General features: G+C 53.9%; 14 protein-coding genes. 7 read left to right on the top strand and 7 right to left on the bottom strand.

Features of this window, described 5'->3' with window-relative positions; translation table 11 throughout:
• Positions 1 to 15: 15 nt before the first annotated feature.
• Positions 16 to 2,715 carry a cation-transporting P-type ATPase gene (locus K5Y32_RS12385; protein WP_222184164.1) on the bottom strand — a complete coding sequence of 900 codons (2,700 nt, stop codon included), beginning with the start codon at positions 2,713 to 2,715 and terminating at the stop codon, positions 16 to 18.
• A gap of 506 nt (positions 2,716 to 3,221) precedes the next feature.
• Between K5Y32_RS12385 and K5Y32_RS12380 the strand changes: the two genes are divergently transcribed.
• Both K5Y32_RS12380 and K5Y32_RS12375 read left to right on the top strand, forming a co-directional pair.
• Positions 3,222 to 4,310 (top strand): efflux RND transporter periplasmic adaptor subunit, encoded by a 1,089-nt coding sequence (locus K5Y32_RS12380; protein WP_222184162.1) that lies wholly within the window; start codon positions 3,222 to 3,224, stop codon positions 4,308 to 4,310.
• Positions 4,310 to 7,354 (top strand): efflux RND transporter permease subunit, encoded by a 3,045-nt coding sequence (locus tag K5Y32_RS12375; protein ID WP_222184331.1) that lies wholly within the window; start codon positions 4,310 to 4,312, stop codon positions 7,352 to 7,354. Before K5Y32_RS12380 ends, K5Y32_RS12375 begins: the two co-directional genes overlap by 1 nt.
• A gap of 69 nt (positions 7,355 to 7,423) precedes the next feature.
• On the opposite strand, the gene K5Y32_RS12370 is transcribed toward K5Y32_RS12375, so the two are convergent.
• Together K5Y32_RS12370 and K5Y32_RS12365 are read right to left on the bottom strand one after the other, a co-directional pair.
• Positions 7,424 to 8,464: an AI-2E family transporter gene (locus tag K5Y32_RS12370; RefSeq protein WP_222184160.1), complete on the bottom strand. Its 1,041-nt coding sequence runs from the start codon at positions 8,462 to 8,464 to the stop codon at positions 7,424 to 7,426.
• 125 nt (positions 8,465 to 8,589) lie between these two features.
• Positions 8,590 to 11,277, bottom strand: coding sequence for a cation-transporting P-type ATPase (locus tag K5Y32_RS12365; RefSeq protein WP_110867122.1), 2,688 nt, complete (start codon positions 11,275 to 11,277; stop codon positions 8,590 to 8,592).
• A gap of 851 nt (positions 11,278 to 12,128) precedes the next feature.
• Here K5Y32_RS12365 and K5Y32_RS12360 point away from each other — a divergent pair.
• From K5Y32_RS12360 to K5Y32_RS12350, 3 genes are read left to right on the top strand one after another with little or no spacing between them, the layout of a single operon-like run.
• Entirely contained in the window at positions 12,129 to 13,124 is a 996-nt protein-coding gene (locus tag K5Y32_RS12360; protein ID WP_245250666.1) for an efflux RND transporter periplasmic adaptor subunit, read from the top strand.
• A complete protein-coding gene (locus K5Y32_RS12355; protein ID WP_222184158.1) occupies positions 13,124 to 16,186 on the top strand; it encodes an efflux RND transporter permease subunit in 3,063 nt (1,020 codons plus the stop codon). The genes K5Y32_RS12360 and K5Y32_RS12355 overlap by 1 nt, the downstream gene beginning before the upstream one ends.
• Positions 16,183 to 17,148 (top strand): acyltransferase, encoded by a 966-nt coding sequence (locus K5Y32_RS12350; RefSeq protein ID WP_222184155.1) that lies wholly within the window; start codon positions 16,183 to 16,185, stop codon positions 17,146 to 17,148. Before K5Y32_RS12355 ends, K5Y32_RS12350 begins: the two co-directional genes overlap by 4 nt.
• Here K5Y32_RS12350 and K5Y32_RS12345 read toward each other — a convergent pair.
• From K5Y32_RS12345 to K5Y32_RS24900, 3 genes are all read right to left on the bottom strand, one after another.
• Complete coding sequence (locus K5Y32_RS12345; RefSeq protein ID WP_222184145.1) at positions 17,135 to 18,652, bottom strand: carboxylesterase; 1,518 nt, start codon at positions 18,650 to 18,652, stop codon at positions 17,135 to 17,137. The genes K5Y32_RS12350 and K5Y32_RS12345 overlap by 14 nt on opposite strands.
• On the bottom strand, positions 18,642 to 19,199 hold the full coding sequence (pagP, locus tag K5Y32_RS12340) for a lipid IV(A) palmitoyltransferase PagP (protein ID WP_370635106.1): 558 nt from the start codon (positions 19,197 to 19,199) through the stop codon (positions 18,642 to 18,644). Before pagP ends, K5Y32_RS12345 begins: the two co-directional genes overlap by 11 nt.
• A 239-nt stretch (positions 19,200 to 19,438) precedes the next feature.
• Positions 19,439 to 19,567, bottom strand: a complete 129-nt coding sequence (locus tag K5Y32_RS24900; protein WP_255602586.1) for a hypothetical protein — start codon at positions 19,565 to 19,567, stop codon at positions 19,439 to 19,441.
• A 246-nt stretch (positions 19,568 to 19,813) separates the two neighbouring features.
• Between K5Y32_RS24900 and cspA the strand changes: the two genes are divergently transcribed.
• Positions 19,814 to 20,026 carry an RNA chaperone/antiterminator CspA gene (cspA, locus tag K5Y32_RS12335; RefSeq protein WP_007885867.1) on the top strand — a complete coding sequence of 71 codons (213 nt, stop codon included), beginning with the start codon at positions 19,814 to 19,816 and terminating at the stop codon, positions 20,024 to 20,026.
• Positions 20,027 to 20,541: 515 nt separating this feature from the next.
• A complete protein-coding gene (locus K5Y32_RS12330) occupies positions 20,542 to 20,871 on the top strand; it encodes an NIPSNAP family protein (RefSeq protein ID WP_222184141.1) in 330 nt (109 codons plus the stop codon).
• 257 nt (positions 20,872 to 21,128) lie between these two features.
• On the opposite strand, the gene K5Y32_RS12325 is transcribed toward K5Y32_RS12330, so the two are convergent.
• The gene (locus K5Y32_RS12325; RefSeq protein WP_222184139.1) at positions 21,129 to 21,635 is read right to left on the bottom strand and encodes an ATP-binding protein; all 507 of its coding nucleotides are present in this window, start codon (positions 21,633 to 21,635) and stop codon (positions 21,129 to 21,131) included.
• Positions 21,636 to 22,114 lie beyond the last annotated feature (479 nt).

The following is a 22,114-nucleotide window of genomic DNA, read 5'->3' as shown; positions in this document are numbered from 1 at the left end:
GCCAGCCAACATACGTTAACGTGCCAGGCGCCAGCCGCGTGTCAGGCGCTTCTCTATCTCCACCAGCACAAAGATCCCGGCGCTCACCGCCAGCGAAATCAGCCAGTATTTGAACGGCAGCGGCGCGGTGCCAAACAGCGTGTTCATCAGTGGAACATAGATAATCATCGCCTGCAGCGCGATAAGCACCACGGTGACCAGCCAGATGCCACGGTTTTTCAACAAGCCGGCATCCAGCGAGAATCCGTTGCTGTTGCGGCAGTTCAGCATATAAACCCACTGCGCGGTGACCAGCATCTGCAGCAGCACGGTGCGGATGAACTCCGGCGTGTAGCCGCGCGGCTGGAGCCAGGCTTCCAGCACAAAGGCGCTAATCGAAATCAGCAGGCCGACGAAGATGACGCGCCAGATGGCGTAAGCGTCCATCACCGGGCTGCGTGCGTTACGCGGCGGGCGGCGCATGATGTTGCGCTCTGCCGGTTCAAATGCCAGACCAAACGACAGCGTTGCTGAGGTCGCCATGTTCATCCACAGAATCTGCACCGGCGTTAGCGGCAGCAGGTTGCCCATCAGAATCGCAATGATGATCAGCAATCCCTGCGCGAGGTTGGTCGGCATGATAAACAGAATGGTTTTCTTCAGGTTATCGTAGACGCGTCGGCCCTCTTTCACTGCCGCCGCGATGGTGGCGAAGTTGTCGTCGGCGAGGATCATATCCGCCGCCTCTTTGGTCACTTCGGTGCCTTTGATACCCATCGCGATACCAACGTTGGCCTGCTTCAGCGCGGGCGCATCATTGACGCCATCACCGGTCATGCCGACGATCTCACCGCTGCTCTCCAGCGCTTTCACCAGACGCAGCTTATGCTCGGGGCTGGTGCGGGCAAAAATGTCGTATTCACGCGCCGCCACGCCCAACTCGGCATCGTCCATGTGCTCTAGCTGGTAACCGGTGATGGCAGAATCGCTGTTACCAATGCCCAGCATCTGGCCAATCGCCATCGCGGTTTCCGGGTGATCGCCGGTGATCATCTTCACGCGAATCCCTGCCTGCTGGCAGTCGCGAATCGCGGTGATGGCTTCAGGACGCGGCGGATCCATCATGCACGCCAGGCCCAGCATCTTCATGCCGTTGCGTAAATCCTCATGATCGATGTGGTGCTGCGCTTCCGGCAGCCAGCGCCACGCGGCGGCAACCGTGCGCAACCCTTCGCTGGCGTAGGTGGTGATCGCCGCTTCCCAATATTCGCGATCAATCACTTCCGCATCGGTAGCACCCTGCTGCTGCTGACACAGCGACAGCAACACATCAGGCGCGCCGGTCATCAGCAGGCACGGTTTGCCATCAATCAGGCAGCTTACCGCCATGTATTTGTAGGCCGAGTCAAATGGCAGCTTGCTGAGGATCTGCACCTTGTCACTCTGAATACCCGCCTTGGCGGCCAGCACTTTCAGCGCCCCTTCGGTTGGGCCACCCACAATGCCCCAGTTGCCGTTGGCATCCTGACGCAGCTGGCTTTCGTTACAGATATCCACCACCTGCAGGAAGCCCTGCATCAGCGCATCGCTCTGCTGGCCCGCTTCAAGGGTAAATTCACCTTTGGGCTCATAGCTGTTACCGCTGATGCGCCACTGGCTGTTCGCCAGCACCACCGCTTTCACCGTCATCTCGTTCATGGTCAGCGTGCCGGTTTTATCCGAGCAGATCACCGTCATGGCACCGAGCGTTTCGACCGTCGGCAGCTTGCGAATGATGGCGTGATTGCGTGCCATTGACTGCACGCCAAGCGACAGAATGATCGAAATAATCGCCGGTAAACCCTCCGGCACCGCCGCTACCGCGAGGCTGATCACCGACAGCAGCAGCTCCGTCACCGCGATGTCGCGCAGCAGATAACCAAACACAAACAGCGCCGCCATCATCAACATGATGATGCCGAAGATGGCTTTTCCGAGTTTGTCGATCTGCACCAGCAGCGGGGTTTTCGCCTCTTCAATCGAGGAGATCATCGCATTGATGTGGCCCAGCTCGGTGTCGCCGCCGGTGGCGATCACCACGCCCAGTGCGGTACCTGAACTGACGGTGGTGCCGGAATAGGCCAGATTCAGGCGATCGCCGAGCCCTTTTTCACCTTCAAGTGCCACGGTGTTCTTTGATACCACCGTGGATTCGCCGGTCAGAATCGCCTCTTCGACGCGCAAGTTATGTACCTCGAACAGCCGCAAATCCGCCGGGATCTTATCGCCTGGGCGCAGCATTACCACATCGCCGACCACCAGATGCTGAGTGGCGATGGTGATCTGCTGGCCGTCGCGCAGCACCATGGCATCGCTGGACATCATGTTCTGGATGCTTTTCAGCGACTTTTCGGCGTTGCTTTCCTGAATGAAGCCGATCAGGGCGTTGATCACCGCCACGCCGAGAATCACAAAGGTATCTACCCAATGGCCCATCACCGCGGTGATCACCGCCGCAGCCAGCAGGATGTAAATCAGCACATCTTTGAAATGTGCCAGAAAACGCATCAGCAGTGATTTTTCCGCTTTTTGCGGCAGCACGTTCGGCCCGTTGGCGTCCAGTCGTTGCTGTGCATCTTTTGTGCTTAACCCCGCGGGTGAGCTGTTGATGGCTTTAAATACGGCGGCGTTATCCTGCTGATAATAGGGACGCGCGGATGCTTCCGGACGTTTTGGCTGAATAGGAATAACGGTCATAATTAACCCCGTGACATTGAATTGAAAATAAAAAAGCGTGCGAAAATAAAAACCACATTTTAATTATATTTTCCCGAAGCATACTGACCGTGGTCATGTTTTTACCGATTCAGAAGTGTGATGCTAATAGTGATAGCACTGATTGCGTAATGTTATTATTTAAAAGCAAATAGAAAGGCACATGACACATATTAATTTTAGTTTCATCTCGAAATGTATTAATCATAGGGGGAATTATTATGAATAAATTACACAACCTGACAATACCGATGATCATTTCCTTTATTATCATTGCGGTATCATCAGCTACCGCCATCGGCTTACTCTCTTATCATGTGGTTTCGCGCATGGTGGCATAATTGATTTCGCCAGACATCGCTAAATTAAACCAACCTTAAACGCACATAATTGTTTCCACCTAATGACCCTTATTTTGCGGAGGGTCATTATTCCCTCTTTCAGGAAATGGCATATTTCCGCCCTTTCTTTCTTATTGAGGCAGGGGCATGAATAATTGGCCAGTGCTGGGCGCACTTGTAATTTGTTTGGTTTTGATCGGTTGTGACAATAAAAGCGGTGATGAACTCAGCGCACCTCGCGTAATTAAAGCGCTAACACTGACGGAAAATACCACAGAGAAAGTCAGGGTATTTCCAGCGCGTATTTCGGCGGGCGATTACACCGAACTGGCGTTTAAGCGTACCGGGCGGCTGGCGCAGTTGCAGGTGCGTGAAGGCAGCCATGTGAAGGCTGGCGAGGTAATTGGCCGACTGATCGATACCGATGCGCAGCTGCGCGTCAACGATCAGCAGAACAGATTCCAGCTGGCGGATCGTCAGTATCAGCGCTTCAGTGCGCTGGCCACGCGCAGTGCGGTTTCGCAAGCAGACATGGATGTGCAAAAGGCGAACCGCGACTCCGCCGCCGTGGCGCTCAACATCGCCAAAGAGGAGCTGGATTATCACACCTTGCGCGCACCGTTTGACGGCATCGTCACCAGCGTGGCCTCACAAAATCATCAGGTGGTTACCGCCGGACAAACGGTGGCGGTGATCAGCCGCAACGATGTACTGGATGTGATTTTCAGCGTGCCGGAAAACCTGTTCACCAGCCTTGACGTGCAAAACGTGAGTTATCAGCCAGAGATCAGCCTGAATGCGCTGCCAGGCCGCACGTTTCGCGCGGCATATAAAGAGCATCGTGCAGCAGCTGATGCCGCCACGCTAACCTGGCAAGTGGTGCTGACGATGCCGCGTCCAACGGATTTACCGCAGGTCAGCGGACTGAGCGGCACGGTGAAAGTGCAGATGCATAACTTGCCCACTTCCGACGGCACGCCGCTGCTGCGCGTGCCGGCCAACGCGGTGTTTAACCCGGATCAGAGCCTGCCGAATCAGCCTTACGTGTGGCTGATCAGCGGTGACGGTGATGTGGTTAACGTTCAGCAGCAGCCGGTGGTGGTGGGAAAACTCAATGCGCAGGGCATCGAAATTCTCTCCGGCCTGCGAGTGGGCGATCGCATTGTGGTCGCGGGCGTCAGCGATCTGCGTGATGGTCAGGCGGTGCGCCTATGGACACGCGAGCGAGGTTTGTGATGCGCCTGCTGGAACAGTTTCTCAAATACCCGATTCGCAGCTGGCTGGTGATCGTGTTGCTCGGCGTGGGCGGCATTTTTGCGCTGCTCAATATTGGCCGTCTGGAAGATCCGCTTTTCACCATTAAATCAGCGGTGATTGTGACGCACTATCCCGGCGCGTCAGCGCAGCAGGTGGAAGAGGAAGTGACGCTGCCGCTGGAGAACGCCTTGCAGCGCTTGCCATCGCTCGACAACGTCAGTTCGATCTCCAGCAACGGTTTGTCGCAGATCACCGTTACGATTCACAGCCACTATCGCGCCGACGACTTGCCGCAGGTGTGGGATGAATTGCGTCGCCGCGTTGACGATGCCACGCGCCAGTTTCCACCCGGCGTCAGCGCGCCGCTGGTAAATGACGACTTTGGCGATGTCTACGGCTACTTCTTTACCCTTTCCGGCGAGAACTTCACCAACAGCGAGCTGCGCACCTACGCCGATCAATTGCGGCGTGAGCTGAATCTGGTGCCGGGCGTGGCGAAAGTGGCGATTGCCGGTATTGAGCAGGAGCAGGTGAATATCACGCTCTCCAGCCAGAAGATGGCGGCGCTGGGCGTGACGCCACAGCGCGTGGCCGCTTTGCTCAACAGCGTCAATGCCGTCTCCGATGCGGGCCAGATTCGCCTCGGCAATGAAGCGATTCGTTTCCATCCGACCGGCGAGTTTCACTCACTGGATGAGATCGGTGCGCTGCCAATCTCTGCGCCCGGCAGCAGCCAGCAAGTGTTGCTGCGCGATATCGCCTCGCTCAGCTATGGCGTTACCGATCGGCCGGGCAATCTCTATCACGCCAACGGCAATGCTGCGCTGGCGATGGGCGTCTCGTTTGCGCCTGGCGTCAACGTGATTGATGTCGGCGATGCGTTAAGCGCCAAAATTCAGCAGCATCAGCAGGCCAAACCGCTCGGCATCGACCTGAACGTGTTTTATAACCAGGCGCAGGAAGTGAAGCAGTCGGTGGATGGTTTCATCAATAACTTTCTGATGGCGCTGGCGATTGTGGTGGGCACGCTGCTGCTGTTTATGGGCGTCCGCAGCGGTATGGTGATCGCCGCCTCGCTGGCGCTCAATGTGCTAGGCACGCTGCTGATCATGTATCTGTTTAAGCTTGAGCTGCAGCGCGTGTCGCTGGGTGCGCTGATTATCTCCCTCAGCATGCTGGTGGATAACGCGATCGTGGTGGTTGAAGGCATCAAGGTCGATCGCCAGCGCGGCAAGCCGTTGCAACAGGCGATGATGCAGATGGTGAAACGCAGCGCGCTGCCGCTGCTCGGCGCCACGGTGATCGCCATTATCGCTTTCGCGCCGATTGGTTTATCGCAGGATTCCACCGGCGAATACTGCAAATCGCTGTTCCAGGTGCTGCTGATTTCTCTGCTGCTCAGTTGGATCACCGCGCTGACGCTGACGCCGGTGTTCGTGCAGTGGATGGATGGTCGCCAGGCGATCAGCAAACAAGACGCGCAGCCGTATCAGGGCGTGGTGTTCCGTCTGTATCGCAGCGTGCTCACCACGCTGCTGCGCTTCCGCATCACTACTTTAGTGCTGATGGCCGCGTGCCTGGCCGCCTCGATCTATGGCTTCGGCTACGTGAAGCAGAACTTCTTCCCCGCCTCCAATACGCCAATTTTCTTCACCGATCTGTGGCTGCCGTATGGCACCGACATCCATTACACCGCACAAACCGCGCGCGAGATTGAAGGCTGGATCAACCAGCAGCCGGGCGTCAGCAGTACCGTGACCACCATTGGTCAGGGCGCGATGCGCTTTACGCTGACTTACGATGCAACGCGTCAGTACAGCAATTATGCGCAGATCATGGTGCGCGTGCAGGACGCCAGGCAGCTGGAAATGCTGGCGCAGCACACCGAGCAGCACATCGGCGAGCACTTCCCACAGGTGACAGAGCGCATCAAACGCATCAATTTCGGCAGTGCCAGCGACAGCGCCATTGCGCTGCGGATTACCGGCCCCGATCCCATTACGCTGCGGCAGATTGCCAGCCAGATTGACGACATTTTCCTCGCCGAGGGCAGCGCGTTTCCGCCGCGTCATGACTGGCAGGCGCGCAGTAAAGTGATTCGTCCGCAGTATTCGCCGCTGCGCGGTCAGGAGCTGGGCGTGGACAAGCGCGATATCGACCGCGCGCTGCGTATCAACTTCACCGGTGATAGCGTCGGTTTGCTGCGCGAAGGCTCGCGGCTGATGCCGATCATGCTGCAGACTTCCGAGCTGGAGCGGCAGAATATCGACCATCTTGGCAATATTCAGGTGTGGAGTCAGGCGCAACAGCGTTATGTGCCGCTGGCCAATCTGGTGAGCGATTTCCAGCTGGAATGGGAAGATCCGCTGATAATGCGCCGCGACCGCATGCGCGTCTTAACGGTGCAAACCGATCCCGATCCCGCCAGCGGCCGCACCGCCGCAGAGATTGTGGCGCGCGTGCAGCCGGCCATCGATCAGCTGAAGTTGCCCGCCGGCTATCATCTGGAATGGGGTGGCGAGTTGGAGAGTTCGCGCGATGCCCAAAGCGGCCTGCTTGGCTCGCTGCCGTTAGGTTTCCTCGCGATGTTTGTGATTACCGTGCTGATGTTTAATTCGCTGCGCGATGCGCTGGCGATTTGGATTACCGTGCCGCTGGCGCTGATTGGCGTCACCTGCGGCTTTCTGCTCACCGGCATTCCGTTTGGTTTTATGGCGTTGATTGGTTTGCTGAGTTTGTCGGGAATGCTGATTCGTAACGGGATTGTGTTGGTTGAGGAGACGCGCCAGCTGGCGCCGCATCAGCCGTTGCAGCAAGCGATTCTCGATGCCGCAACGTCGCGTCTGCGCCCAATTCTGCTCACCGCCTTCACCACCGTGCTCGGCCTGCTACCGCTGCTGCGCGATGTGTTTTTCCAGAGCATGGCGGTGGTGATCATTTTCGGTTTGGGATTCGCCACGGTGCTGACGCTGCTGGTGTTGCCGGTTGTTTATCAGAGTTTTTATCCGGGTAAGAAGGTTTGATGCTTGGGGTTGAGGTCGCCATAAATGGCGACCCTACAAAAGCGAGATCGGTGTTTGTAGGGTCGCCATTTATGGCGACCTTTTTGAAAAATGCTCTCCCTGCTTTTCATTTCCTGCGCTCGCCAGCAAAATCTTTTTCAACATAAACGTCAGTGGAATCGCAAGAATTGCGCCGATGATGCCCAACAACGATTGCCAGATAAGAAACGCCAGCAGCTGTGTGGTGAGCGCCATATTCAACCGCTTGCCCAATAATAATGGCTCAATCACTGAGCTCAGGATTAAATTCAACGCCACAAAGAACAGCGCGACCACCAATGCGGTTTGAATATCGTACAGCATATAACTTTGCAGCACTGGCGGGATGGCCGCCATAAATGAACCCAGCACCGGAATATAGTTGAAGACAAACATCAACACACCCCAGAAAAAGGCGAACTTCAGGCCGAGAAGTTGCGCACCCGCCCAGACAATAATGCCGCCGACAATACTGGTCAGGGTTTTAACCTGGGCATAAACGATAACGCTTTGCACACCCTCTTCAAGCGCCACATAATAGCGCTGATATTTCCCTTCGGCCTGTTTGCGTAGCAGGATTTTTAAATTTCTCATTTCATACAGCATGAAAAACAGCATCAGAAATACCATCAGCCACCAGGAAAGAATGCTGGGTATTTGCGTGAGAAAACCCGTGACAAAGCGCACCACCGCACCCGCATCAACAAACGCCAGCATGTCGTTGGGCGTTAAAACCAGGCCCAAATGACTAAATGTCTGCGTCACCGGCTCGAAGCGTTCGGCCAGTAGCTGCGGTGCCTGGCGGCTGAGCTGGATTAAATCGGGGGTTAATACGGTGAGTTTGATGATGGTGAACACAATCACCAATAACAGCAGCACAATCACCAGCAGCGATGACAGCAGACGCGGCACGCGTTTTCTTTCGAGCCGACTGATTAACGGATCGAGCATAATCGCCAGAAACAGTGACAGCATTACCTGATTAATTAATGCCGATGCCAGATAGATACCGGTGAGAATTATGGTCAACGTGGCGAGAATTATCAGTACGCGCAAAAGCCTTGACCATAAAGGAAACTCGTTCAGTCCCATTATTAAGATCCTTCATCTTATACAAAATGTATTATAGAGAAAAACCTGTGCGCTGGGCCTTGTTTGAGGTCAAGTGACGAAAAACATTCAGGCCGTAAGAGAAACGGCCTGAATGTCACGCGCTATTAATTGATTCTGAATCTCCGCGTTAATGGCTTTTCGATTTCGACAATCAAAAACATTACGAAGCCAATGATCAAGGTAATAATCCAGTAACGTAACGGTAGTGCGGTGGTACCAAACAGCAGCTGCATAAAGGGCGCGTAGATAATCAGCAATTGCAGAACTAACAGCACGCCGCTGACGATCCAGATGCCTTTATTCATCAGCAAACCTTTGCTCAATGAGAAGCCGTCGGAAACACGACAGTTCAGCATATAAAACCACTGCGCCGTTACCAGCGTTTGTAATAACACGGTACGAATAAATTCTGGTGAATAGCCGCGCGGTTGCAGCCAGGCTTCCAGCACGAAGGCGCTGATGGCGATCATCGAACCAACAAAAATCACGCGCCAGATGGCGAACCCATCCATCACATGCAGCTTGGGATCGCGTGGCGGACGGCGCATGATATTTTGTTCACCCGCTTCAAATGCCAGGCCGAAGGAGAGCGTGGCGGAAGTCGCCATGTTCATCCATAGAATCAACACCGGCGTCAGCGGAATTAAGTTACCTGCCAGCAAGGCAATGATGATCAGCAAGCCCTGCGCGAGGTTGGTCGGCATGATGAACAAAATGGTCTTTTTCAGGTTGTCATAAACACGCCGCCCTTCCCGCACCGCGCTGGCGATAGTGGCGAAGTTATCGTCCGTCAGTACCATATCGGCGGCTTCTTTAGTCACTTCAGTGCCTTTAATCCCCATGGCGATACCGACATCCGCCTGCTTCAGCGCGGGCGCATCGTTAACGCCATCGCCGGTCATCCCGACCACCTCTTTTTTGCTTTGCAGCGCCTGCACCAGACGGAATTTATCTTCCGGGCTGGTACGGGCAAAGATGTCGTACGCCTGCGCCGCCTCACTCAATTGCTGGTCATCCATCACTTCCAGCTCGCGTCCGGTGATGGCGGTGCTGGCGTTACCGATTCCCAGCATCTGCCCGATACTCATCGCAGTTTGCGGATGGTCGCCGGTGATCATTTTGACGCGAATGCCGGCTTGCAGGCAGTCGCCAATCGCGGTTATGGCTTCCGGTCGCGGTGGATCCATCATCCCGGCGATGCCGAGCAAAATCATGCCCTGATGCAAGTCCTGATGCGTCAGCTCAGTTTGTCCTGGTGTGGCCGGTTTCCAGGCCGCCGCCACCATGCGTAATCCTTCGCGCGCATACTCCTCAATTTTGGCTTCCCACCACGGCAGATCGATCGGCTGCAATCCGGCTTCTGTTTGCTGCTGCTGACAATGTCTGAACAGTACGTCCGGCGCGCCGGTCAGCAGCACGCACTCTTCATCGCCAATCAGATAGTGCGTCGACATGTATTTGTATTGCGAATCAAAGGGGATTTTATTGCGCAGTTCGGTGGTGACTGAAGGCAGATGTCCTTTGGCGGCCAGCACTTTAAGCGCGCCTTCCGTCGGGCCGCCGGTGATTTTCCACAGCCCATTTTCGTCTTTAATCAGCTGGCTGTCGTTACACAGATCGATGGTGCGCAGATAGCGCTCGAGGATCGAGCCTTGCGCCACTTTCACCGGCACAGCGTCATCGGCTTTGTGGATGGCGCCCACCGGTTCATAGCTCACGCCATCAACGCGGTAAATCTGATCGGCGGTGATAATCGCTTTCACCGTCATTTCATTCATGGTCAGCGTGCCGGTTTTATCCGAGCAGATCACCGTCATTGCGCCCAGCGTTTCCACGGTAGGCAGCTTGCGGATGATCGCCTGCTGCTTCGCCATGGTTTGCACGCCAAGCGACAGAATGATCGAGATAATCGCCGGTAATCCTTCGGGCACCGATGCCACCGCAAGGCTAATCAGGGACAGCATCAGCTCTGAAACCGGCATATCGCGGAACAGCAAACTGAAGACAAACAGCGCGGCCATCATCGCCAGGATGATCAGGAAAATGGCTTTACCGAGTTTATCCATCTGCACCAGCAGCGGCGTGCGGTGCTTTTCGATATCGGACATCATCTGGTTGATGTGCCCAAGTTCCGTGGCGCCACCGGTAGCGACCACCAGCCCTTTGCCGCCGCCCGAACTGACGGTGGTGCCGGAGAACAGCAGATTGGTACGATCGCCCAGCGGCAACTCGCCGATGAGCGCGTCAGTGCCCTTCTCAACCACGGTGGATTCGCCCGTCAGAATCGCTTCTTCAACGCGCAGGTTGTGCGCCTCAATGACGCGCAGATCCGCCGGGATGCGGTCACCGGCGCGGATTACCACTACATCACCCGGCACCAGCGCAGTGGTGGGCAGCGTCTCGTGATTACCCGCGCGGATCACCACCGTTTCGCTGGAGAGCATATTGCGGATACTTTGCAGGGATTTTTCCGCATTGCTCTCCTGAATGTGGCCAATCAGGGCATTCACCACCGCCACGCCGAGAATCACCAGCGTATCAACCCAGTGTCCCATGACGGCAGTTAGCAGCGCAGCGGCAAGCAAAACGTAGATCAGCACATCGTTGAAGTGAGCGAGAAAACGCAGCCAAACCGGCTTGCCGGGTTTCTGTGGCAGGGCATTTTCCCCGTACTGTGTTAGGCGCGCCGCCGCTTCAGCACTACTGATTCCCTCGGTGGAACTTTGCGTACTGGCCAGCGTTTCATCGACAGAAAGTTGATAATAGGTACTTTCCGGTTTAGCAGTATTCATCGCTTTCTCCTCAAATCCTGTTTCGGAAATCAAGGCGGTGATATCCCGTATTTAACAAGTCGCCATTGAACGAAAAGATCAGACCTGACTTATCCGGTGGAAGAAGCGGTCCGTTTCAGATTGAAAAATATGTCGTTAATGGCTGCTCAGCGGCAATGGAGCAGCCCTATTTTCTATACGAAATTGAAAGTTTTTTGTAAAATGAACGCTATAAACGTAGCACAGGGATATTCAACGCATTCATTTCTCAATAAAAGTCGCGAGGCGAAAACCATTTATCTCACCAGACTTATCCGATCGCGGATAATAATAAAAATATAGTGTGATAATTCATAAGGCTGGGTAATTTAAAGCCAATATTCAGGTTACTTTAATCTGATATTTTATATCGATATTGCGGATTAAACATCCATGAAAATCATTTTTATTAGATTTAAATCTGGTTGATTTCATCAAAAATATTACAAGCTATCAGGCTTTACTTTTTTTGACATCTGCGTCTATGCTCATCGATAACAAAAACATCCTGTTAATACTTCTCACCTTTCAAGGCGATGGCGCAGTTTTTCTGTGGTCATGGTTAATGGAGGCAACGATGTATGGTTATAGTCTGCTCCGTTTAAGTCTTTATGTTGTCATTGCGATCGTTACCTGCTCCGCCGTAGGACTATTCACCTACGCGGTTGTCTCTATGCTTGGTAATTAAATTATCCACTCACATTATTGCCAACAATGGATTCGTTGTTGCTGAGGATAAAACAGTGACTCGTTATATTACACTGACTGCCATTGTTATATTTTTAACAACGGGTTGCGATCAAAAAACACAGGAAGTCACGCCACCGCCACGCATGGTGAAAGTCGTTGAAGTTGTGGCGTCCGGCGAATCTCAGCAACGTATCTTCCCGGCGCGCATTGAATCCGGCGACTCCACCGATTTGTCGTTCAAACGTGCAGGACAGATTGAATCGCTGGATATTCGCCAGGGCAACCGCATCGAGCAGGGCCAGCTCATCGCCAGGCTTACGGCGCGGGAAGCGCAGCAGCGCGTTAATGAGCGCCAGACCGCCGCCACGCTTGCCCAGCGGCAATTTGCCCGCTTCCAGACGCTCTCCGGCCGCCAGGCGATTTCGCAGGCAGACATGGACGTGCAGCGCGCCAACCGCGATGCGGCCAATGCCGCGCTGCAAATTGCCCGTGAGGAGTTAAGCCAGATGACGCTAACCGCGCCGTTTAGCGGCGTGGCCGCCGTGGTTAACGTGCGCAATCATCAGGTAGTTGCCGCCGGACAAACCATTGCCACCTTGACTCGCAACGATCTGCTCGACGTGGTTTTCAGCGTACCGGAAAACCTGTTTACCGCGCTGGATATGCGCAACCTAACCTATCGCCCGGTGGTGCGCATCAACTCATTGCCGGATCGCGAATTCCAGGCCGAGTACAAAGAGCACACCGGCAGCAGTAACAGCAACTCGCTGACGTGGCAGATCATTTTAACCATGCCGCGCCCGGCCGATTTCCCGGCGGTGGGCGGCGTCAGTGGCACGGTGACGATTAACCTCGCCAATCTGCCCGCCAACGTGAATCGCGAATCGTTAGTGGTGCCGGTGGAAGCGGTATTCAATCCCGATAACAGCCAGCGCAACGAGCCGCATGTCTGGGTGGTGCAAGGCAGCGGCGATCAGTTGACGTTAGAAGATCGCAAAGTCAGCGTGGGCGAAGTAACCGATCGTGGCGTGGTGATCACCGCCGGGCTGCATGCCGGTGAACGCGTGGTCGCTGCTGGCGTCAACGAGCTGCATGCTCAGCAACCGGTACGCATCTGGACGCGTGAGCGGGGGCTGTAATGGATATCTCCCGGCAGTTTATCGATAATCCGGTCCGCGTCTGGCTGGCGATTCTGTTACTGGGCGTCGGCGGCATTTTTGCTCTGCTCAATATTGGCCGTCTCGAGGATCCAGCCTTTACCATTAAGACCGCGGTGGTTGTCACCCATTATCCCGGCGCGTCTGCGCAGCAGGTAGAAGAGGAAGTCACCTTGCCACTGGAAAATGCGCTGCAGCAGTTGCCCTATCTGGACAATGTCAGCTCCATCTCTTCCAACGGCCTGTCGCAGATTACCGTCAACATTGACTCGCGTTATCACTCCAACGAGTTGCCGCAAATCTGGGACGAACTGCGGCGCAGAGTCGGCGATGCGGCGCGTTTCTTTCCTCCTGGCGTGGCCGCGCCGTTCGTTAACGATGATTTTGGCGATGTGTTTGGTTTCTTCTTCGCCATTTCTGGCGACAACTTCAGCAACCCGGAATTGGTGCAATACGCGGAGCAGCTGCGGCGTGAGCTGGTGCTGGTGCCGGGCGTGGGCAAGGTGGCGCTGGGCGGCGTAATCCCGCAGCAAATTAATATCGATGTCTCCCTGACGATGATGGCCGCGCGCGGCATTACGCTGCCACAGCTCGCCAGCGTGTTGAGCCGCCTCAACGTGGTCTCCAATGCGGGCGACATCAAAGCCGGCACGGAATCGATCCGTCTGCATCCGACCGGCGAGTTTCAGAACATTGAGGAGTTGGGCGACTTGCTGGTCAGCCCGCCGGGCGATCACGCCACCACCCGATTACGCGATATCGCCTCGCTGTCGCGCGGGCTGAGCGAATCGCCCTCCAGCATTTACCACGCCAGCGGACGTCCGGCGGTCACCATGGGAATTTCGTTTATTCCCGGCGTGAATGTGATTGATGTCGGGCGCGCGCTGGAGGCTAAACTGCAGCAGATGTCGGCAGAAAAACCGGCGGGCATCCAGATCAACGTGTTCTACGATCAGGCCGCCGAAGTGGCGCACTCGGTGAATGGATTTATTGCCAACTTCCTGATGGCGCTGGCGATTGTCGTCGGCGTGTTGCTGATTTTTATGGGCGTGCGCAGTGGCATTATCATCGCGCTGTCGCTGGCGCTCAATGTGCTGGGCACGCTGCTGATCATGTATCTGTGCGGCATTGAGTTGCAGCGCATCTCGCTGGGCGCGCTGATTATCGCGCTGAGCATGCTAGTGGATAATGCAATTGTGATTGTCGAAGGCGTGCTGATCGCGCGTCAGCAAAACTCGCCGCTGATGACCACCATCAACTTTGTGATTCGCCGCACCGCCTTCCCGCTGCTGGGCGCGACGATTATCGCCATTCTGGCGTTTGCGCCAATTGGTCTTTCGCAGGATTCCACCGGCGAGTACTGCAAATCGCTGTTTCAGGTATTGCTGATTTCCCTGCTGCTGAGCTGGTTCTCGGCGCTCACTATCACGCCAGTGCTGATCAAATGGTGGCTGTTTAAAACACAGGAACCTACTAAAGCTGCGGCTGAAGTTTCACCTTATGACGGCGGTTTTTATCGCCTTTATCAGCGCATCTTGCAGGTGTTGCTCAGGCAAAAAACCCTCACGCTTTCGCTGATGGCGGTGCTGCTGGCGCTGGCGATTTGGGGCTTTGGATCGGTGCGGCAAAACTTCTTCCCTTCAGCCAATACGCCGATCTTCTTCGTCGATCTCTGGCTGCCGTACGGCACCGATATCAACGCCACCGAGCAGATGGCCAGCGACGTTGAAAAATCGATTACCGGGCAGCAAGGCGTGGTGTCTACCGTCACCACCATTGGCCAGGGCAGCATGCGCTTTATCCTCACTTACAACGGGCAGCGTCAGTACAGCAATTATGCGCAAATCATGGTGCGCATGGACGATCAGCGTAATATCGCCGCGCTGTCACACCGTATCGATGCCTATATTGCGCGCCAGTATCCGCAGGTGAATGCCAGCACCAAACGCGTGATGTTTGGCCCTTCAGGCGGCAGCGCAATTGAGGTGCGTATCAAAGGCCCCGATCCTGACAGAATGCGCCTGATCGCCAGCCAGGTGGCCGACATCCTCACCGCCGATCCCGCCACCGACAGCGTGCGCAATGACTGGCAAAACCGCAGCAAGGTAATTCGCCCGCAGTTCAATCTGGCGCTGGGCCGCGAGCTGGGCGTCGATAAGCAGGAAGTGGATAACGCGCTGGAGATGAATTTCACCGGCAGCCGCGTTGGGCTGTATCGTGAAGGTGCTGACCTGCTGCCGGTTATCGTGCGGCCGCCGGCCAGTGAACGGCAAGACGCCAATCATCTCAATAACGTGCTGGTGTGGAGCCAGAGCCAGCAGCAGTACATTCCGCTCAGCAACGTAGTGAGCGGTTTTACGCTGCAATGGGAAGACCCGCTGATTCTGCGCCGCGATCGCAGCCGCGTGCTCACCGTGCAGACCGACCCCAATCCGCTCAGCAACGATACGTCCGGCGATATTGTGGCGCGCGTGAAGCCGCAGATTGAGCAGATTCCGCTGCCGCACGGCTACAGCATTGAGTGGGGCGGCGATGCGGAGAGCTCCAGTGAAGCGCAGCAAGGCGTGTTTACTTCGCTGCCGCTGGGTTATCTGGTGATGTTCGTCATCACCGTGCTGATGTTTAGCTCGCTGAAAAACGCCGTCGCTATCTGGCTGACGGTGCCGCTGGCGCTGATTGGCGTAACGCCGGGCTTTTTGATCACCGGGATTCCGTTTGGCTTTATGGCGTTAATCGGGCTGCTAAGTCTGAGCGGCATGCTGATTCGTAACGGCATTGTGCTGGTCGAAGAGATTGAACAGCAGAAGCTGTTGAAGCCGCAGGTTGAAGCGATCATCTACGCCGCCACTTCGCGTCTGCGCCCTATTCTGCTGACCGCCTTCACCACCGTGCTTGGGCTGGCGCCGCTACTGCGCGATGTGTTCTTCCAAAGCATGGCGGTGGTGATCATGTTTGGTCTGGGTTTTGCCACGGTGCTGACGCTGCTGGTGCTGCCGGTGATTTACGCCTGCTTCCATCGCCAAACGGTGGCTAGCGCATCATGAATGTGACCGGCCTTAATGTGATTAAAACGCTGGGATGTATGACGGCGGTGACGTTTTTCACCGTGTACAACACCTGGGATCGCTACGATTACGATTATCACTGGATTCTGGCGTTTCTGACCTTTATCTCCACCATCGCGACGCCGCTGTTTTTTGTCGTCGCCGGGATTATGGATGCCCGTTCCGAGCAGGATGTTAACTGGCAGATAGGCAAGATTCGCAATCTGGTGATCGTATTTCTGTTCTGGATGACGGTCTATTACCTGTGGGAACCCTATCAGCGCGGCTACCTGATCCAGCCGTGGTTCATCTTCTCATTCATTATCATCTACAGCTTTCACCCGCTGATGATCTGGCTTAGCCAGCATCGACGCGCGTTCGTTGCGCTGGTGTTTGCGATGCTGGCCTTCTCATATTGCTACGATTTGCTGGCGGTGCTGCATCCGGACGACCCGCTGTTCCGGCTTGAACCGCAGTATCGGCTCTGGACCTGGCTGCTGTTTTACTTAACCGGCCAGCTGCTGTGCGATCCGCTGATTAATGACTGGATGGAGCGCAAAAAGGTGGCGCGCGGCGCGGTGATCGCCCTGCCCTTTATCTATCTGTTTACCTGGTTTTATGAGCAGCACTTCTTCTTCGCGCTATTCAAAGCCGATCGCAACGCCTTTATTCTCACCGGCTCGCAGATTTATCTGCTGGTGGTGGTGCTGGTGATCGCCGCCAGTCAGGTGCGCTTTCGCCGCAATGTGGCGGTTAAAGAGACCATTCTGGCGACCATCAGCAAAACCATGACCGGCGTCTATATTCTTCACTACTCGGTTTTCCATCTGCTCACCGCGCTGATTCCCATCACCTCGCTGGCGACTAAGCTGACGCTGATTGCCGTGACCTTTGCCGCTTCGGTGCTGCTCTCCAGAGTGATCCTCGCCAGCGGCTGGCTGAAAAAAGTCATAACGCTTTGATGCAGGCCGGCAGATTGCTCTGACTGCTGCAATCAATGCGCCCCTTGATTTGCAACATCATGTAATCGAAAAACGGATTGGAGGTGTTGCGCATCAGCGTATCCAGCCCAACGATCAGGCTGGCGGTTTCACCGCGCAGCGAGATGGTGCCAAAGCTAATGCCATAACGATTCTTTTCCGTTGGCTCGCGGCCATACAGCGAGTCGCTGAGCGGGAACGGCACGGCAATGTGCGATAACGAATAGGTATCCTGCGGCCACGCTTCATGCATCGAACTCACGATTTCTTGCGTTTGATCCGCCGCTGTAATGCGCGCCACGGTCTGATAGGTGGTCGGTGACGCGTTGGTGATGACCGTTGAGGCATAGCGGCGCGGCGCAGGCGGCAACAAATTATTGACCGCTGAGTAGAGCGCGGGCCTGAACAGCGCGCGCAAGTTCGCCGCCTGGTTGACGTCGAACATCACCAGTTCACTGCCGTTATCCGGCAGATAGCGATAGAACGCATTGACCACCGCGCGGGTGCTGACGGTGGAATCCAGCACTGACTGGAAGGTCAGCACCGGCGGAAACGCCGGCATGCTGCCGCCGCGAATCACATGCAGCAGCTGATCCTGCATCGCCTGCGTCAGCAACCACGATTGCCGCGCCGCGCGCACTGGGAACGAGTTGTACTTGAAAGGATTGTATTCCGGGATGATGCTCAGCCACGCCGCTTTGGCGAAGCCGGGAATGATCGCGGGCCAGCCGGCTAAGCCAGCAAATCGCGCATAGGCGGTGACGCCAATCATCGGCGACAGCAATACCAGCTGTTGCGGCTTGTGCAGCGCGTTATTTTGCAACGTATCGAGGCTGTATTTCACCGCCAGCGCGCCGCCGTTCGAATATCCAACCAGATGCAAAGGCACGTTGCTGCCCGCCAGACGTGTCGCTTCGCGCACCGCTAAGCGGGTTGCCGCCATCCACATTTGCCAGTCAACTTTGGTGAGTGAACCGGGCGCGGTGCCGTGTCCCGGCAGTCGCGGCACCACCACCACAAAACCCTTCTGCTGATACGCCTGCGCCAGATAGCGCATGCTGTACGGCGAATCGGTTAATCCATGCAGCAACACCACCGCGCCTTTCACTTCGCCTTCTGGTTCGAGGATGTAAGAGCGATTCCAGTCGGTGTCGAATTGCGCCGGATAAACCGGGCTTTGCGCGTTAAAGCGGTTGAGTGCCGTTTTCTCATCGTCGCTGAGCTGGTCGGTCACGTTGAGTTTCATATCGTGGAAAATCGCCGCTTCGCGCGTCAGATAATCCGCGAAGCTGGCGCGATCGATCTCATCCACCGACATTTCATCCGCCGACCACGTATGCCAGCGATGCAGTGGCGGTCCCTGTTCGGATTGATAACCACGGATCACCAGGAACATCACCAGCAAAGCCAGCAAGCCCAACGCTACGCGCTTGAGCACTTTGCTGAGGCGATCTTTATGCAACGCGTTGGCGGAATCAGAAGGCATAGCGAACCCAGGCAAACAGCACGTTACCGTTATTGTAAGTGCCGGGAATATAGGTGAACTGCACGTTGAAACGTTTATAACCGGCGGAGAACAGTGGCAGCACGATGGGCAGCGGCACGTAATTGGCGAAGTCATCGCGCGCGGTGATACCGGCGGTTAGCCCGAGACCGAGACGAAAATCGCGCGATTGATCCAGATACCAGCCTTTCTCCCAGCCATAACCGATGATCGGCTGCCACTCGTTATGGGAATCTTTAAACGCCATGGCATAGAGCGCGCTCCAGTTACCGTCTTCATTGATGCGCGAGGCGCCCAACCCGCCGCCCCACGGCGTTTCATTGTAGTTATCGGTTTTATCTTTATCGTAAGCAAAACGGGCATGCCAGCTGATGAAAGGCAGATAGAGATCGTAATACTGCGGTTCCTGCCAGGTTTGTGAAACGTCCTGCTTGAGCCATTCCCAGCCATCGCTGATCGTGTTGGCCGCCGAGGCGGGACAGACAAATAGGGCCAGAGTAAGCAACCAGGCCGCCTGAAGAGTACGCATCATGTATGCCTCTGAAATTCACCGCCGCGAAAAGGAGTGGAAAAGCTGACGTGCTCACCAAGCAGATCAAGCCACTTAACCGGTAAGATTATAGTTGCTTGTTATTGCTATAGGAAATGACCTGGATTAGCTGTTATCGCGCTTTCAACCAAAACACGCCAAAGAGATATGTCGATAAAATGCGTTTTTTTAAACATGTCAAAAGAGATCGAGAAGCCCAATGTGGGCTCCTTAGTTTTTTAACAGAACGGTCCCCAGATAATCGCCACGCCAATCAGTAGCATCATTACGCAGATAACAAACCATACGGCGATGACCGGCGCGGCAAAGCGCAGCCAAAGATGAAGCGTAACCGGCCGTTCAGCCATCCAGGCCTTTAAATGGTTAAAATAAATAAACATATTCGTTGCTAAATTATTATCGCTATGTCTTAATGCGTCATCGGTTTGGAACACAGACCTTATGAAAGCAGTTTTAGTAAAGCAGTCCTCAGTTCAAGTGTTATCCCTAGATATCCTTCTTCGAGAGCCTCCTCCTAAGTGCCCAATAAGTAAATCTTTCACTTCAGGCCAATTTTCGCCGCTACAAGTGGCTCATCAATTAAGGAATTATCTATGTCTAACAAAATGACTGGTTTAGTAAAATGGTTTAACTCTGATAAAGGTTTTGGCTTTATCACTCCTAACGATGGCAGCAAGGATGTTTTCGTCCATTTCTCTGCAATCCAGAGCGACAACTACAAAACTCTTGATGAAGGTCAGCAAGTTTCCTTCACCATCGAAAATGGCGCCAAAGGCCCAGCAGCGGGCAACGTTACTCCGCTGTAAGCCGCGCTCATTATCAGCAGCGCTTACAATAGCGATGAAGACAATAGTCTGAGCAGATAAGCACCGCTGATAATAAAAAAACCCGCCTTGTGCGGGTTTTTTATTGCCTGAAATTTGGTGTGACTAAGGTTTGCGTAGTGAATAAAATGCTCGCCAGCGGAATTTACGTAGTAGCAGCGCCTTCCAGTCGTTAAAGCTGCAATGCAGGTAATGTACGTCTGTGGTTGTGCGACTTTACTCGGATCGAATGTGGCATTATCCAGTATCTTGCGCACAGCTCAAGCCCAACTCTGCATAGAAGATTACAGTTTTGAATCTAAGAAAAAATGAGGTAGGTTTTTTTTGCCTTATCCACAAGCGAAGAGCTGTAAAAACAACGATGTTAGAATTGCTTGTTTATAAAAATCTTTTTAAGCGTAGCTTTGATGGTTATATTTACTACGATTTGATTATGTGCGTAGCCAGGAAGTTACCGCTAATCCAGGTATCTAACGTAAACCAAGGGAATGAAATTAATGAGAGCAGTCGAGTTATTGCAGTACATTCTGAAGCCAGGCACTGGACGAGAATTCCATACAATCATGGTTGAAATAAGTGCTCCTCTCCATCGTGGAGCGGGTATCGACATCATTGCATTTGGCAACTCGATTCATGATGAGGATTCTTACTTTCTGATTCGGGCATTTGATGATATTGAACATATGAAAGCGTCTCAGGAAAAATTTTATATGAGTGATGAATGGATAAATGGCCCTCGAGAAGCAATCATCGAACGAATTCAAACCAGCGTAAAATCGGTATTGATACTACCGACTATGGCAATTGAGGGGCTTAGAAGTAATTAAAAACAAGGTGATAAAAGGGACATTACATGCATTGTTGATATAAATTACCTTATCGCTTTGGATGATGAAGCGTGAAAACTATAAGATGTCACCAGATATTAGTTATGAGATACCTCGCATCACTCATGCCGGACAGCGTTAAACGCTGTCCACTTTGGCCAGAAGCCGAGGCTTTCTGCATTAAGGCATCATCAGTGCCATCACTTTTCGGAAAACAATAAAACTACTCAATGGTGGCTTAAGTGCGGATGACGCATTTAGAGGTATTCGATAATTTCAAATCCTTCGTCAACTGTAGGTTCTGAGAAATAACTTGTAATGGTATTGAACTGTTGATCTGTAGCTGCAAAGTCGTGCGTACCTTCTGCGTTACGGGCGTGTAACCGGGCTCTGCAGACTTCATCAGATACGTTCAAATAATGCAGACGATTATCAGCACCTGACTCCTTAATAATACTCATCATCCATTCACGCTGTGTTCGTGTGTTTGCCGGAAAGTCCAGAACAACGGATAAACCCGCTTTGAGTAGTGCCACCAGGTGGGGCTTCATAGCCCTTTTGAGCTTTGAAGAAAAATGAATATAATCCGCCAATGATTGCATTTCATTTTCATAGATCGCAGCCAGCCAGTTGTCCTCACTAACAATTACGGAGCCAGGTAATGTACCTAATTTTGTGGATAATGTGGATTTGCCTGATGCAATTTTTCCGCATAAAAGATGCAGGGTTGGTTTTGCTGAAGTTGCCACTGTATCGAAGTCCATATTTACCTCAATGGTTTGTTCGTTAAGGCCCACTTTACTGGCGGGAAATGGCGAACGTAATCCCACCTAAAAATTGGAAGTGATGATAATGAGTGGGTGAGATTGTACTGAGCCGGTTGCTGCATTTTTCCAGGCTAACAGGCGACAACATAAAAATCAGCTTTTTTTAACTTTTTACTTTTAAACGTCCGCTGCTCGCCCAAAGCTGCCCATTAACGCCTCTCTGCTTAAATAACAAGCGTACTGAGAGAAGTTTTCCTTTTGCTAATCGGATCCCCTAAACTCCATCGTGTAGATCGCAACATATGGGCATTGACCTAAAATGAATTTACCATCAGAAAATGAGACTCGTAACTTAAAGCCATTGCCACAATGTCCATCAGAGTCTGTTATGAGAGCCTTTCATTTAGTTCACGCTGACGCGCCAGACAGCTTCAACGGACGTAGAAAGTGGACACCGGTTAATAGGATGCTTTTGC

Origin of the sequence: Pantoea sp. DY-15 (genome assembly GCF_019795935.1) — a bacterium.
Lineage (GTDB): Bacteria > Pseudomonadota > Gammaproteobacteria > Enterobacterales > Enterobacteriaceae > Pantoea > Pantoea leporis.
This window is presented reverse-complemented; position numbering and strand designations above follow the sequence as displayed.